General features: G+C 68.8%; 8 protein-coding genes. 2 read left to right on the forward strand and 6 right to left on the reverse strand.

What is annotated here, in order from left to right; all coding sequences use genetic code 11:
• Window positions 1–180: 180 nt before the first annotated feature.
• Window positions 181–1,557 carry a hypothetical protein gene (locus AB0M35_RS14305; protein ID WP_363745275.1) on the forward strand — a complete coding sequence of 459 codons (1,377 nt, stop codon included), beginning with the start codon at window positions 181–183 and terminating at the stop codon, window positions 1,555–1,557.
• Window positions 1,558–1,641: 84 nt separating this feature from the next.
• Here AB0M35_RS14305 and AB0M35_RS14310 read toward each other — a convergent pair whose 3' ends face one another.
• The 4 genes from AB0M35_RS14310 to AB0M35_RS14325 all read right to left on the reverse strand — a co-directional run bounded on the left by AB0M35_RS14310 (window position 1,642) and on the right by AB0M35_RS14325 (window position 12,597).
• Window positions 1,642–2,931 (reverse strand): serpin family protein, encoded by a 1,290-nt coding sequence (locus AB0M35_RS14310; RefSeq protein WP_363745277.1) that lies wholly within the window; start codon window positions 2,929–2,931, stop codon window positions 1,642–1,644.
• A gap of 125 nt (window positions 2,932–3,056) precedes the next feature.
• Complete coding sequence (locus tag AB0M35_RS14315) at window positions 3,057–5,297, reverse strand: UvrD-helicase domain-containing protein (RefSeq protein WP_363745279.1); 2,241 nt, start codon at window positions 5,295–5,297, stop codon at window positions 3,057–3,059.
• Window positions 5,294–11,719, reverse strand: a complete 6,426-nt coding sequence (locus tag AB0M35_RS14320; RefSeq protein ID WP_363745281.1) for a DEAD/DEAH box helicase — start codon at window positions 11,717–11,719, stop codon at window positions 5,294–5,296. The genes AB0M35_RS14315 and AB0M35_RS14320 overlap by 4 nt, the downstream gene beginning before the upstream one ends.
• A 152-nt stretch (window positions 11,720–11,871) precedes the next feature.
• On the reverse strand, window positions 11,872–12,597 hold the full coding sequence (locus AB0M35_RS14325) for a hypothetical protein (RefSeq protein WP_363745283.1): 726 nt from the start codon (window positions 12,595–12,597) through the stop codon (window positions 11,872–11,874).
• Between the two features lie 640 nt (window positions 12,598–13,237).
• Here AB0M35_RS14325 and AB0M35_RS14330 point away from each other — a divergent pair.
• The gene (locus AB0M35_RS14330; protein ID WP_363745285.1) at window positions 13,238–14,035 is read left to right on the forward strand and encodes a G5 domain-containing protein; all 798 of its coding nucleotides are present in this window, start codon (window positions 13,238–13,240) and stop codon (window positions 14,033–14,035) included.
• Between the two features lie 22 nt (window positions 14,036–14,057).
• On the opposite strand, the gene AB0M35_RS14335 is transcribed toward AB0M35_RS14330, so the two are convergent.
• On the reverse strand, window positions 14,058–14,429 hold the full coding sequence (locus tag AB0M35_RS14335; RefSeq protein WP_363745287.1) for a hypothetical protein: 372 nt from the start codon (window positions 14,427–14,429) through the stop codon (window positions 14,058–14,060).
• Entirely contained in the window at window positions 14,416–14,622 is a 207-nt protein-coding gene (locus tag AB0M35_RS14340) for a hypothetical protein (RefSeq protein WP_363745289.1), read from the reverse strand. Before AB0M35_RS14340 ends, AB0M35_RS14335 begins: the two co-directional genes overlap by 14 nt.
• Between the last annotated feature and the right edge of the window lie 265 nt (window positions 14,623–14,887).

Below are 14,887 nucleotides of genomic sequence, written 5' to 3' on the forward strand. Positions count from 1 at the left end.
GCGATCCAGCCGATACGACCGACCCAGGTCGGAGGTTCATGTCCGGCAGCGGCCGTCCACCGCCATTGACACACCGCGATATCTCGATCACTCTGGGTGCCTGTCTCGTGCGGTCCGTCGACACCGGGGGTGGCGGTGGAAATAGACAAACTCGTGGAGTCTTTGAGTCACCGATCTCTGGTGGCGCTGGAGTCCGACGATCAACTCGTCGCCGATGTGCTGCGGTACGCCGAGACACACGCCAAGAAACGGGAGGCGTACCGGTACCACAAGGGGTTGACGCCGGTCGGGATCGGTACGGGTCGGCTGTGGACCAGTCCGACGCAAGTCCTGCACGAACTCGGGGTTGCCACCACCCTGCTGACCGCGTCGCCGCTGTCACAGGTGGCACGGCACTGGGCGGCTGTTCGTTACTGTGCCACCCTGACCAGGGCCGACGGTCGACGTCTTGCCTTGACGCGCGACGCGAACGAGGTTGTCTACCACCACAAGGTGACCCAATCTGAGCAACTGGGCATCGGCTTGGCCCTCGTTGTCGCCAAACGGCTGCTTCAGCAGCAGTATCGCGGCTGGACATTCCACCCGGTCGACGCGGAGGTGGCGTTGAAGGCCGGCTTCGTGGGCGGGGTCGGCACGGTGCAGTCGGTCTCGCGCACCAAGATGCGGCCGGATTACATCTTGCTGGGACACCACATCACGAAGAACAACCGACGGATGAAGATCGTGCTCCTGGAGTGCAAGGGCACCCATCAGGCACCGAGTTTCATCCACGGACAACTCGCCCGAGCTGCCGTACAGGTACAAACGCTGGAGGTCGGAGGACACCGACCACCCTCGCTGATGGTCGCCTCACATCTCTCCCGGAGCGGGATCACCGCCTACGTGCTCGATCCACCCGGTGACGACGAGTTGTGGTCCGGCAGCGACGAGGAGCTGAACGAGTTGGTGAGCGCCAGCCCCGAGGACCAGTTCTGGCGATCCCGCCCGGCCACCCCTGGCGAAACCGATGTGAGGGATGCGCCAGAGACTTCCCCTGCGGACGAAACCGTACCGACGCCGGACCTGGTCGAGGAGTTGCCGCCCGGTGCTCCCGAGGTGTTCGAGATACCGGAGCAGGAGCGTGGCTGGTTCACCCAGATCCTGACTCGCGCCGTGGCGGCCACCGCCCTGCTCTTCGCGGGGAACAGCGCCGACGCCAGCGGATATGCCACTCGACGCCAACGCGGTATCGAGGACTTCGAGTCTCAGCCTGGGCTGTTCGACCTCGATCCGGCGTGGGCGACGAGCAGCGCGGTGACGGTCGAGCTGCCCAACGGGATCTCCGCCGAGGGCACCCGGTATCGCGCGCCTCTGGGACGAGGCCGAACGCTGGAGGTGTTCCGGGGTGTGGAGAGCCACCTCTACCGACAACTGGTCGCGGGCCGGGTCGGCGCGTACCTGAGGGATGCACCAGGTTTTTCCGACAGGCGGGCAGCAGCACCCGCAGATGGCGGAATCTACTCGTTCGGCCAGGACGGGACCGTGCTCGTCGTTCGCGTCCTCGACAGCGGCAGGTGAGTCGCGAACGCCGGGAGGCTGCGCGCCCTCGGCGGGGACACGCAGCCTCGGCCGACAGGGCTGTCGGCGAGCCCGTCCGAAGCGCTACGGGCCGGTGGCCAGCGGGTCGTGGACCCGACCGAGGAACAGCGGTACACCGGTGAACCGGTCGTGGATGACGTACAGGAACGGCCGGTTCACGAAGAACTGCGGCCCCTGCGGGATCGACGGCGGCCGGACGATGACAGCCGACGCGCCTGCCGCCTCGGTGCCCTTCTCGTCCACCGCGATGAACGTCTCGTGCAGCACGTCGTCGATGCGCAGGGCCGGATCGGTGCTCATGCCGGTGAGGTCGGCCTGCGAGGTGAACGCGGTGGGCATGCCGAGGCCACTCAGCAGGGCAGCCAGTTCGGCCGGCAGGCGGAACGTCCATCGGGGCAGGCGCAGTTGGACGGTGGCGATGCCGAACCCGGTCAGCAACGCGCCCAGCCACGTCACGTCGAGGTTGGCCTCGATCGCGGCGAGATCGTCGCGGGTCGGCATGACGATGGCCATGGCCAGCCCGTCGCCCGCGAAGGGCACGTCGACCGCCCGCCATCCATCTCCTTCCTGGTAGCCCATCGGGTCGAACGGCCCGCGCATCATCGCGACGTCGACAACGCTGCCGTCGTCCCGGGTGAACGGCTCCGTCGTCGTGGCCGTCGTGATGAACCGGTATTTCCAGGCTGCCTTGAGGTAGGTCGTGTTGGTGAGGATCAGCCTGGTGTCGGGGCTCACGACGCCGGAGGGCAACAGCTCCGGGATCTTCGCGTTGGTCCGGTCGGACACCCAAGTGTTGATCTCCTGGCGGGCCACCTCCGGCGCGCCACCGAAGTCGACCGGGTGCGGCGCGGCACCGTAGTAGCCGGCCAGAGTGTCCTGGAACCCGGGTCGCAGGCCCAGACCGAGCCGGGTCCACAGGGCGTTGGCCGTGGTCAGCAGCGGCCGGGCTACCCCGTCACCGTCCTGGTAGCGGGTGGCGAGGGTCTGTTCGACGGTGTTGAGGCCGCTGTCCAGCGCGCCGGGTCGGGGATGGGGCGCGTGGAGCACCGCGTCCATCTCGTCCGCCGTGGTCGAGCCGGCACCCGCCCTGGTCATCGCCAGCGCGAGATTGACCGAGTACGGCGCGCACACCACGTTGCCACCGGGACGGGTCGACGCCAGCTCGCGGTAGAGGTCGGCCGAAAAGCCACGCACCGCAGTCGCGGCAGCGGCCATCGTGGCAGGATCGGGGGGTACGCGTACCGCATGGGTCGATGTGGACGACTCGTCGAGCCGACGGGACTGACCTGGGGTGGCGGTGAGGGCGGCGGCCGCTAGCGGCACCGTCCGCAGCACCGATCGACGCGAGACCATATCCCGACGGTAATGCAGTCGTGCCGGAAAACACCAGGCCAAGCACCCAAATTCATCGAAAGTCGACTATGGAGTAGGCCCTCGACCCGGCATCCAGGGGTATGCGCGGCTGCCCCCGGGTCGGCTCACGGTAGCTGGCGTTGCACGAGGCGGCTGGTGAGAAACGGGCTGGGCGTGCCGTGCCAGAACACCACCAGCTCGTCGCGAGGACGGGTCGCGGCAACGAAGAGCAAGGACCGATCTCGCTGGCGTTCGCGCTGGTAGCGCTTGGGGTCGGTATCCCGATAGCGGCTGATCAACTGTCGGGGTATCAGCCCGTCGCTGACCCCAGCGATGATCATCCGCTGGTATTCGAGGCCCTTGAACCGGTGCATGGTGCCGACGTGGATACCGTCGGGCTGTTTGGGACCGTCGGGGCCGATCTCCACGGCCGGCAGGCCGTCGGCTTGCAGGCGCGCGAGCACGTCGGCCGCGAACTCCTTCGTCGGCACGCAGACTGCCACCGAGCCGTCGGTCGGGTCACCCCAGGCGTGCACCTGCTCGGCGATGAGATCGCGTTCCTGGGTCCACGTCGCCGCGCCTCGGAAGGACGGTCGCTCTCCTCGCAGCAACGAGCGGTATCCGGCCAGGTCTTCCTCGCCGCCGTCGAGGTCGTCGTAGACCTCCCCGGTCATGATCTGTAGCGCGTCGGCGAGGATCTGCCGGGTGGTGCGGTAGCTCAGCGTCAGCCGCGAGGACCGGCCACGGATGTTGATGCCGAGGCTGCCCAGCGTCACGTGGTTGTCGTAGATCCGCTGGTGGGTGTCACCGGTGAGGAACATGTCGTCCGGGCCGGAGGCCACCATCGCCCGCAGCATCTTCCAGTGGGCCGCGCTGAGGTCCTGCGCCTCGTCGACCACGACGTGGCGGTACCGGGGTCGATGGAGACTGCCGGAGGATTCGGCCGAACCGGCGGCGGCACGGTCCATCTCAAGTCGGGCGGCCCGTTCGGCGACCTGTCGCCAGGTCCAGATCCCCTGTCCTTCCAGCCAGGTGGTGAACCGCTCGGTGAGCCGCCAGATCTGGTCGCGTTCCATCCGGTTGAGGCTGCGGCCACGGTTCGGGCGGCGGGCCTTGAAGTAGTCGGTCCGGGAGTTGAGTACCTGGCCGAGGATCACCTGGGTCCATTCGGCGGCCAGGAATTCGGCGTCCCAGCCGGTGTCGCCGACCTCGATCAGGAAGTCGGCCCACAGCTGCGGCACCTCGTTGTCGCTGACTACCCGCCGGCCACCACCGGCCCTGGCCTCCGAGACGACCCGGCTGGCCAGCCGGTCGATGTTGACGATGTCGACTCGGGCGACGAGTTCCTCACCGCCGAGGGCCATCAGCCGGGTACGCAGATCGGCCGCGAGGTTCCGGTTGAACGTGGTGAGCAGGATGGGTTTGTCCACACCGGGCGATAGCTGCCGGGCGAGGTACGCCACGCGGTGCAGAGCCACGATGGTCTTTCCGGTGCCCGGTCCCCCACCGACCCGGGCGGGGCCGTTGTACTGCCGCTCCACCAGCTTGCGCTGGGTGGGGTGCAGGAAGATCTGCCACCGTCCGAACGACTCGACAAGCATCGCCTGCAAAGCCTCATCGTCGGAGGTCACCTGGGTCGCCGGCCGGGCCACCGCGGCCTCGAAGTCCTCGGGGTCGATCGGTTCCTCGGCCCGGACCGGGTCGGTGACCTGGGCGCGTACCTCGTCGTAGGTCTTGCCGTCGAAGAGGGCGAAGAGCACGTCGGTGGTGAGTTGTGGTGCCCGGTCGAGCAGTTCCAGCAGTTGCGTCTCGGTGGTCAGGTCACGGATCTGCGGCAGCAGCGGCTCGGCGACACCCAGTTCCACCAGTTGGGTGTCGGCGTAGCGGTCAAAGATCGGTTTCGGCGTCGGCTGCGGCTCGACCACCGACGGGTCGGTCGCCGACGGGTCGGTCACCGAGGGACCAGCCACCGCGGGAACGGCCACGGACGAATCCGCGGAGACGACCCGGCCGACGATGCTGTCGCCGACCGGCGTCAGGTCGATGACTTCGATGCCGCCGGTGATCCGGTTGATGCGGTACGCGTATCGGCTCAGGTCGTCGTACACCTCGCTGCGGTGCTTGACCGCGACGAGCAGGAAGTCCTGCTCGGCGATGTGCAGCAGAAGCGCGCGGTAGTCCCGGTTGATCCGCGCGGACATCAGCCGCGAGTCGCCGTGCAGTGACTTGAGTTGGAGACCGGGGTTGTCCGGGTTGTGGCGGAACTTGTGGGTGAACTCGTAGACCGCTCCTTTGTCGGCGCGGCTGAGCTTCATGACCTCCTTGTCGGCCCGATCGAGCATCCGCAGCATCGCCCCGGTCTTCATCGGCCCTCTCCCCCACTCGTCGCGGCAAGCTGCGCCGCCAACTCCTCCGCCGACCACTGCCGCGCGGTCCGCACCCGCCAGCCTGCCTCGGCGTACGCCCGGTCCCGGTCCTCGACCTCCGGATCGTCCGCCGACCCGCTGAGCACGACGGCGACGCGCCGCTCCGGCCAGGCCAACTCCGCCTGCCACCCCTGATCCCCGAGCTCGTAACCGACGACCGGCAGGGGCAGGTCCCGAGCGGCCAACTGCTGGACCAGACCTTCCAGGGTGCCTTCGTCGGGGTCCACGTAGCGCAGCACCTCGCGCCAGGGTGATCCGTCCTGCACCGGCTGGGCCTGGGTCAGTGGGGTGACCGCACCGAGCCAGGTCGCGGACTCCTCGTCCAGCGGCAGGGCACGTCGGGTCAGGGCCAGTCCCGTGCCCTCGGCGACGGCCATCGACGCAGGCTCGAAGCTGTCGAGGTGGGAGACCACGAGCTGTCCGGCGTCACCACCGCCCTCGGCGAGGAACTGGATGACATTGCCCCAGGCCAACCAGCCCGACCAGCGCTGTTTGTGCCCGTCGGCGGCGATCGCCGCGGGCAGATCGTCGAGCACGGTCAACGCCGACCAGGTCGGCAGCGGCTTGCTGCGGCCGTCGACGAGCAGCGTCACGGCGCAGTCGGCGGCGTCCCGGGCCCGCACGACCATGATCTTCCCCTGGGTGGCGGGCGGCGGCAGTGGCTCGCCGCGCAGCGCCGCCAGCAGCCGGTCGGCAACGCCACCGGAGTCGCAGCGGCTGTTCTCCCGGGCCTGCGGAAGCAGACCGGCGAGGGCGGCTTCGGCCCGCCGCTGCCAGCGGTGCAGGTCCGGCTCGGCGAGGAAGCGCAGCAGCTGCTCGATCGGGTTGGCCCAGACCGTCGTCTCCAGTTCGTCCGGGTCGGCGCCGGGCAGGAACGTCCGGTACCGCTCCCGGGCGGCCTGTCGACTGATGCCACCGTACGGCAGCCAGCGCCCGGGGCTCTCCACGTTGCCCCAGGTCACCACGTCGTCCCAGGTGGCGGCGAAGACCAGGTAACCGTGGGCACGAAGCCGGGCGCGCTTCTCCGCGTCGTCGGCGAGCCGGTTGTACTGACTGGAGGCGTGGTACTTGAAGCCGTCGAGGTAGACGGCGACCTCGGGCGACGGCGCGTCGAGGCGCTTGAAGTGGACGTCCGGCCGGGTGCCCTGGACAGTGTTCTGGAGTTTCATCTGCCAGTGGGTGACGTTCTGCCCGCCGTCGGTGACGAAGCGGAGGTCGGCGATGCGGGCGCCGTCGTGATCCGTACGCTTCTCGACCCGCAGCCCGGAGTGCGGCGTGACGCCGAGCGCCAGCAGTTTGGTGAGGAAACGCATCTCCAGTTCGCTCTCCACCTGGCCGATGAGCGAGATCTCGTCGGTGCGGGTGCCCTCCTCCACGTTCCAGCTGTCCAGCAGCTTGTCCAGCATGCCCAGCGCCTCGTCCCGGCTCATCAGGGCGAACTGCTCGTTGCGTGCGTAGCGCAGCAGGCAGCGGTGGCAGACGGGCTTGGCCTGGAGTCGGCACTCGCAGGTGGTGATGCGCTGTCGGGCCAGTTCCAGCACCCGGCGGAACTCGTCCGGCTCGGCGAGCCGGTGCAGGTAGCCGGTACCCCGTGGCTGGGTGTCGAAGACGACGACGAAGTTGCGGGTGCCGTCGCTCTGCCCGTCGGGCATGGTGGCCAGGACCGCCTGGAGGTGGGCGGGGTCGCCGCCGTACTGGGCGGCGATGCCGAGCCGGATCGCCGCGGCGAAGGACACGACCCGCTCGGCCACCAGCGCGGTCGCCGCCGGGATCAGGATGCGCAGCGCCTCGGTCTCCAGCTCGTGGGCAAGGATCAGGTCGACGTGGGTGTCCGGCGCGGCCGGCGATCGCCGGTACGGACACCAGGGCCGATGGTGTTCGGCGCCTTGCACCACGGTCGCCCCGGACGCCTGCGCGGCGAGCTGCTGACTGACCACCGGCGCACCGTCGACAGTGGTGCCTCCGCACGAGGTGCAGGTGTGGAACTTGTTGATCCGCACCTCCTCACCGGCGAACGTCTCGGCGGCCCGGTCGAAACGCTGGGCGCCCAGGTTGAAGTGACGGATCATGGCGTGCCGGCTGTAGTCGACTCCGAAGGTCTCGTGTGCGTGCCGCCAGGACGAGTCGACCTTGGCCGGGTCGATGTCGACCGCGGCGGTGGTGGCGTAGAAGCGCCGCTTCCGGTCGTCGTTGTCGTCGCGGATGCGGGCGTCGTCGCGCTTGTCCCGGCTGTAGACACGGGTCGGTCGGAGCACCTGGAACAGCCGCCCGTGGTCGGCGATACCCCGGTCGGCGCAGCGCGGACAGGCGCTGGTGTCCTCCTGCGCCAGATGGGTACGGACGTATCCGCACTGCCCGCAGATCCGCCACTGCTCGTACGCGGGCCGGTCGGCCGGGCCGACCTCCAGGCCGGAGATCTCATGCTGATAGCCCCGTACGTAGTAGCTGTTGCCGGGGGCGATCTCCACCAGTGCCGCACGGGCGGGGCGGGCGTACTCGCGCAGCTCGCTGTGGAACCGGCGGTCACCGTCGACCTGCTCCTCCCAGGTCAGGGTGGCCTCCAGGTCGGTACGGGTGTCGATGAGGGCGTAGTTGGGCAGCAGTCCGAACTCCACCAGGGTGCCGTGTGCGGCGGCGGCGCTGATCTCCCGCAGCCGACGTCGTACGGCTGCCTCTTCCGCCTTGAGCATCTTCAGCTCGCGGGCGTGGTCGGGGTCGCTGGACACCAGCTTCGCTCGGGCGGCGGCGATCTCCTGGAGCCGGCGCCGCAGGTCGGCCAGGCGCAGCTCCCACCGTTCATCGGCCTCCTTGACCCGGTGGGCGATGCCGTCGACGGCGAACTCCCGCAGTTCGTCGGCCGCAGCCCGCAGGATCTTGTCGCCGAAGAGGGCCAGGAAGTTCTCGACCAGGTGTGGTCCTTCCCGGCGGCCGATCTCGGCGAGGTGGCCCAGCCAGCCGCTCGGGCCGAAGAGGACGTGCGCCCGGCGGGGCATCGGCAGCACACCGGGCAGCCGGCCACGGGCAGCCAGGTCGATCAGGTGGGCCAGGTACTGCCGGCGCAGGATCTCCACGGCGGACAGGAAGCAGCCGGGTGGCACGATCTGCCCGGCGATCATGTCGCGCGGCTCGGTGAGGTAGTACCGGTCCCGTTCGGTGCGCCCGACCAGGGTGAGCACGAGGGCGTTGCCGCTGCGGCGACCGGCACGACCGGCCCGCTGCACGTAGTTGGCGGGCCCGTGTGGCAGCGACGCCAGCACCACCGCGGATAGCGCCCCGATGTCGATGCCCATCTCCAAGGTCGGGGTGCAGGAGAGCACGTTCGGGTCGGTGTAGCGCTTGCCGTCGCGGAACTGCTGCTCGACGGTTTCCCGCTGGGCGCGGGTGAGCATGCCGGTGTGCTCGCCGGTCACCACCCGGAACACCGGGCTTTCCAGGTAGAGCCGCCGGTAGTAGTCGTCCGGCGTGGTGTCGTCGGGTGCGGGTCGGAGCCGACCACGGCAGCGGTACTGCCGGCACGGCTGGCCGACCCAGTCGGCGACCCGGTCGGGGTGCTCGGTCTGCTGCCAGTGACAGGTGTCGCAGCCCACACCGGCCGCCACGGCGGCGGTGTCGTCGAGGCGGGTGACGCGCAGATGGCCGGGGAGCAACCCGTAGACGGTGTTGCCGTCCTCGGTGTCCCCGGCGGCGACGATCCCGGCGGCGGCCAGGGCCGGCAGCAGTCGGCTCAGGTAGCCGGCGGCCTCGCCCAGATCCAGGCCGAGACAGCGGGCGGTCCAGTCCTGGTACCAGTTGCCGCGCGCGGTGATCGCGTCGAACTCGGATCGGGACTTCGGCGTGGCCAGCAGGAAGGCGGGCGCGGAGACGCCCCGGGGGAAGGCGGGCATACCGGCGGGACGGCCGCCCCACACCTGCCACCGGGTGCCGCCTCGCCGCAGGTACGGCACCAGCCACTCGTGATAGACCGCGCCCCGGGTACGCAGCCGTTCCAGCAGCCCGCGCAGGAAGGCGAGGTAGCGCGCGTCGTCGGGTGCGGCAACGCCGAGCTGGCCGGCGCCGGTCAGCTGCACGTCGCGGCAGAGCGCCACCGCTGCGGCCGGGTCATCGAGCGCCACCTCGACGGCGACGGCCCGGGTCAGTTCCAGGGTGCGGCCCTGCCGGGAGCGCAACCCGGCCTCCATCACGGTGGCGAAGACCAGCCGTTCACCGATCAGCGACCAGGTCTGTCGGCTGCCGGTCTCGTCCCCGGCGAGCAGGCCGTCCACGCCCGGTTGGCCGTGCAGGTCCGGCGGCACGACGGTGGAGAGGATCTCCGGCCGGGCCGCCGCCGCGACCATCTTCGTGACCAGATCGTCGAGTCCGACAGCCTCGCCGGGGGTGAGCTGGTCGGCCAGCAGAGAGCGCAGGGAGAACGTGTACGACCGGTTGGCCACGAAACCGGCCCGGTGTGCCGCGTCCTGGACGGAATCGTTGAACAGCAACGTCTTGCGTTCCGCCTCGGTCAGCTCTCCGCCGGTGAAGAGTTGGGTGATGGCCACCGAGGCGAGGGTGGCCAGGCCGGCGCCGAGGAACCGGATGCCGTGATCCAACTGGCAGGACGGGCAGCGGTCCTTCTCGGCGGCGTCGACGGCGGTCAGGTCACCGAGCACGGCGATCTCGTCGTCGCCCAGTGCCCGGTCGCGCTGCTCGTCGTAGGGGCGCACCCGCCGGCCGTGTTCGAGCACCAGCAGACCGGCGGCGCGTTGGCGGATCTCGTCGTCGGTGGCGGCGATCAGTGCGCGCACCCGACGTTTGTCCCGGCCGACGCTGGCCCGGTAGATCTTGTCCGGGTCGGTCTCCAGCTCCTGCGGATCCTTCTCCGGCGACAACGCCGTCCAGCCGGAACGGCCACAGTGCCGGCAGTAGACGGCCGGTAGCCGCAGGTGACGGTTGTCGGCAATGACCGCGTCCCGCTCGGTGGCGTAGGGGTCCAGCTCGCGCGGGGCCTCGCCGTACCAACCGAAGGTGGCCTGGTGGGAGGTGCCGCGCAGCAGCCGGGAGACGGCGCGTACCCACAGGTGGGTTTCGATGTTGAGCAGCGGTCGACGGTTGTCGTGCGGGTTGCGGGCCATGGACAGCAGCCCGACGAATCGGGCCAGGGCTCGCGCGGTGATCTCGGGTCGACTCTTCATCGCGCTGCCCCAGCCGGTGGCGTTCTTACGCGGCAACACATCGATGATCTCGTCGAGGGTGCGCGGCGCCGGGCCGAGCGAGTCGAGCACCGCCTTGGTCAGCGGGTGTTTGAGCAGCAGCTTGCCGAGTTGCCTCGGGTTGTCCAGGCAGTCCTCGCCGAGCACGAGTTCGGCGATCTCGGCCATCATCTTCGCCGGGTCCCGGCCGTCGACGGCGGCGAGTTGCTCAGGGCTGGGCAGCGGCAGGTTGAAATCCTGACCGGCCATGAACTCGCCGGGCTCGTAGCGTTCCTCCCCCATCAGCGAGTCCGCGTCGAATGCGATGCCGAAGACCTGCTCGGCGACCTCCCGGATCGCGGTTCGCCCGTCCCGGCTGCCACCCTCGCCGAGGGTGGCGGAGGTGGCCACCGGGCAGATCGGCCCCAGCGGGCGGTCCGGCTCGGCCAGGCCGAGCGCGGCGGACAGCCGGCGCAGCAGCATCGCCACGTCGGTGCCCTGGGCGCCGTCGTAGGTGTGGAACTCGTCGAGCACCACGTACGCCGGCTCGGCGCCCTCCCACAGCGGCAGGTCGTCGGCGCGCTGGAGCAGCAGGTCCAGCATCTTATAGTTGGTGATCAGGATGTCCGGCGGAGTGCGACGCATCTCCGACCGCTTGGTGAACACATGTGGGTATTCGATCTCCGCAACGTCACCGATATAGAGGCCGGCGGTCACCCCGGCCAGCGCCGGGTCGGTGAGCAGCTCGTTGAGGCGGTGGGTCTGGTCGGTGGCCAGGGCGTTCATCGGATAGAGCAGGATCGCCTTGACGCCGGGCTGTCCCTGCTGCCGGCGTCGCCGACAGTGGTCCAGGATCGGGATCAGGAACGACTCGGTCTTGCCGGAGCCGGTACCGGTGGTGATCAGCGTCGGCTCGGCGGCCTTCCCCCTGGTCGACAGCCGGGCGAACGCCTTCGCCTGGTGGCGGTAGGGGGTGAAGTTCTGCGGAGCCCAGTCCAGGTTCGCCCGCCAGTCGCCCTCCGCCGGGCGGAAGGGGGTGCGGATACGCAGGTACGGCCCACGGAAGATGCCCTGCTCGGGGTGGGAGAGAAAACCCTCCAGACCTTGACGTACGCCTTCCTCTGTCAACCCGAACGTGGTGGTCAGATATTGCGTGAGGGTCCGGCGCAGGGTATCGGCGGCGATCGTCGGCCTCATGAGCGCATCACCCGCGGCATGCTACGTCAATATCCACTGTGGTTGACCGGTTGATCAGCCGCAGTGGAGCTTCGGTCGGAAACGCGACACCTCGTCACATATGGAGGATGCGGTCGCTCTACAACGTGCCCTCGGAGACTGACCTTGCCCAGTCACCGATTGAGGAGCATGACCTCGATCGCGGCGCCGATAACGCCAGCGGGACAGATCGTCACGAGGGCTGTCGTCACTGCTAGAAGGACCCTCGGCACATGTCCCATGCGCGAGTTGAGGCGGTATACCGCCGTAGCCATGAGCAGCAGTCCGAGCAGCATCATCTGAACGGACCCTGCACCACCGGGGGAGCTGGTCGCCACGACCATGAGTATGAACGCGATCGCGAGCAGCAACAGGTCGCCGGGACGGGGTGGGGCGACCTTGAGGTCCGCAACCTCGATCTTGAGCGCGGTGGCGACATCGCCGCGATTCCGTGCCGTCACGACGGCTGTCGTCACCTCCGCCACCTCTTCGAGCGTCATCTCGCCCGCAGCGACTCGCGCATCCAGCATCGCCAGGAGGTGTTGTCTGTCCCGTTCGGTGATCGTCTTGCCGGCGAGCCCCGCAGCGCGCTTGGCGTCTTCGACAATCACGGGCGCGCCCACAGCGGTGTCGAAGTATGACATCTGTTGTGCTCTGACGAACACGAGATCATCCGCTCGTAGCGACACCCGCTCCGAGACGGTCCAGGTGGGACCAAACCCGAACCCGTTGAGTGGCTGGAGAGTTATGCGCGAGTAGCCGCCCTCAACCGTGATCCCCTTGACCGCATAAGACCTCCAGCGGAGATCGCGCAGGCGGCCCGGGTTCTGCGCGAGCCTAAAGTCGCGACGGCTCGGCATCTGGCGGCCACCCACAAAAGTCACGTGCGCTGTGCCGTTGTCGGTGCATGGATGCTTGGGCCACGGCGGCCCCAGTTCATCGAAGAAGACACGGCTGCCATGCTGGTTCGCGTAGAAGTAGACCGGCGCGCCGCAGACGGGGCAACGGGCATTAGGGCTAATCCATCCCACCGGCCCGCTGGGCACCGCACGGGTGGAAACCGGCGACGTCGATCTTGCGTAGGTTTGCCGACGTGGCGCGGAGAATCTCCCAGACGAACGTGTCACGTTGTGGGTGTTCACCCAGTGCAAAGAGCCGCCCGAACTCTTTCGCCAATGTCCCCGGCGTCGGTAGGTCGCCACCTGTTCACCACCACCGCATTTGCATTGGGCGAGCATAGCCGGAGACGTGGCGTCATCGACCTGGCTGATTTGTTGACGGCGATCATCCCCGGCCATCTCGTAACTCAGACCGATACCCTTTCCTCCGTCCGGCTGACGTCTACGGCATCCGACGGACTTGGGGCAGACGATCGTTCATCTCGCGGTATAGAGCGAAGGATGGAGATCGACGATCGTACGGCGACCTCGTCGATTGATCGACATGCATCGTGCCCGACCGGCCGGTGAGGAATCGGGCTCTGCTCCGCAGACTCGCAGGGTGACCAACCAGCCTCCGCAGAACCCGGGGCAGTGGCAGCCCTCGCCGCCGGCCTCTTTTCCGCACGTTCCGCCGCCCGGCCATGGCAGTAGGGCGCCGTACCCGACCGGGGTCTTCCCGGCAGCGGCCGGCGGTTGGGTCGCGCAGCCACCGAAGCGGACGAACCCGCTGATGTTCGTCCTGATCGGTGCCGTCGCTCTCGTACTCCTGTGCTGCGGAGTGGCTACCATCTCGGCGATCGTCGCGCCGCCGGGTGATTCTCCGAAACAGCAGGATCTCGCCGCCGAGGCCGTCCCGTCCGCCCGGGCTGACGACACTTCATCACCGACCACGGCAGCCGCGCCCACACCGTCGCAGCAGGCGACCCCGACGCAGTCTCCGACACCGGTGACGCAGACGCGCACCATCACCGTGACGAAGAAGGTGCCGTACAAGACCAGGACGGTCAACGACTCGTCCCTGGCCAAGGGCACCAAGAAGGTGCGTACCCCGGGCGTGCCGGGCGTCAAGACGCTGACGTACCAGGTCACCGTGATCGACGGAGAAGAGACCGCGAAAGAACTGATCAAGTCGGAGATCACGAGGAAGCCGGTCACCCGGGTCGTCCGGGTCGGCACCAAGGAGACGCCACAATGTGATCCGAACTATGCCGGTGCCTGCGTACCCATCGCCAGCGATGTCGACTGCGCCGGTGGCAGCGGCAACGGCCCCGCCTATGTCGAGGGACCCGTGCGCGTGATCGGCGATGACATCTACGACCTCGACCGGGATGGCGACGGCATCGGCTGCGACCGTTGATGGCGTAACCATGGCCGAGGTTTCAGGCGTCCGGCCGCAGCGCGGCGACCCGGGCCAGGACCGGCCGGAATGCGCCGGGCTGGTGATCCGGCCCGATCTCGATGCCTTCGAGCCACACCCACTCACCGTCGTACCACTGGCTGACGTCGAGCCGGACCCGGACGATCCGCAACCGCAGCGCACCGGTGGCGTACCGATGGTCGGCTTCGGCGAGCCGGACCACGTCGCCGGCCGCCACGGTCACGCGGGGCACGACCGGCACGCGGGCCCGCGTCGCCTGGACCCGACCGCGCGGCCATGGCGGCTGCGGTCCGGTGGCGGCCAGCGCCGCCCGTCGGGCGCGCAGGATCAGCCGGTTGCGGATCTGCACGGGCGACAGGTCAAAAACGTTCATCGCCCGGCCGTTCCTCGGGCCGCTCGTAGACCAAGGCGCCGTCGCAGCGCGAGGTCACCCGCAGCTCTGGTACGACATCCTCGACCACCAGCCGCCGGAACCGCCCCGGCACGTCACCGTCCGGTATCGCCTGCCCGGTCAGGTCCATCGCGACCTTTCCGGGCCGCAGGAACCACTTCCATCGCCTGCCCATGTCCCGTCACGCCTCCCTGCCGGTTCGAAGTCCTTTCCCGACTCGGCGTGGCCGTCCTCTTTGTCGAACACAACTGGGCGAGGACAGGCAGCAGCATCACTTTGCCGGAAAACGCGGCGGCCGGTTCGGGGGAAGACCCGGCCGCCGCGCTGCGGCAATCAAATGACAGTACGCAGGGAAAACGCAACGCCTGACGGCACAATCGCCCGCGATTTCGCCGACTTTCTTTTCCGCAATCCCCGGATGTTGCACCGTTGGATCGCAC

It is taken from the genome of Micromonospora sp. NPDC051196 (genome assembly GCF_040682415.1).
GTDB lineage: Bacteria > Actinomycetota > Actinomycetes > Mycobacteriales > Micromonosporaceae > Micromonospora.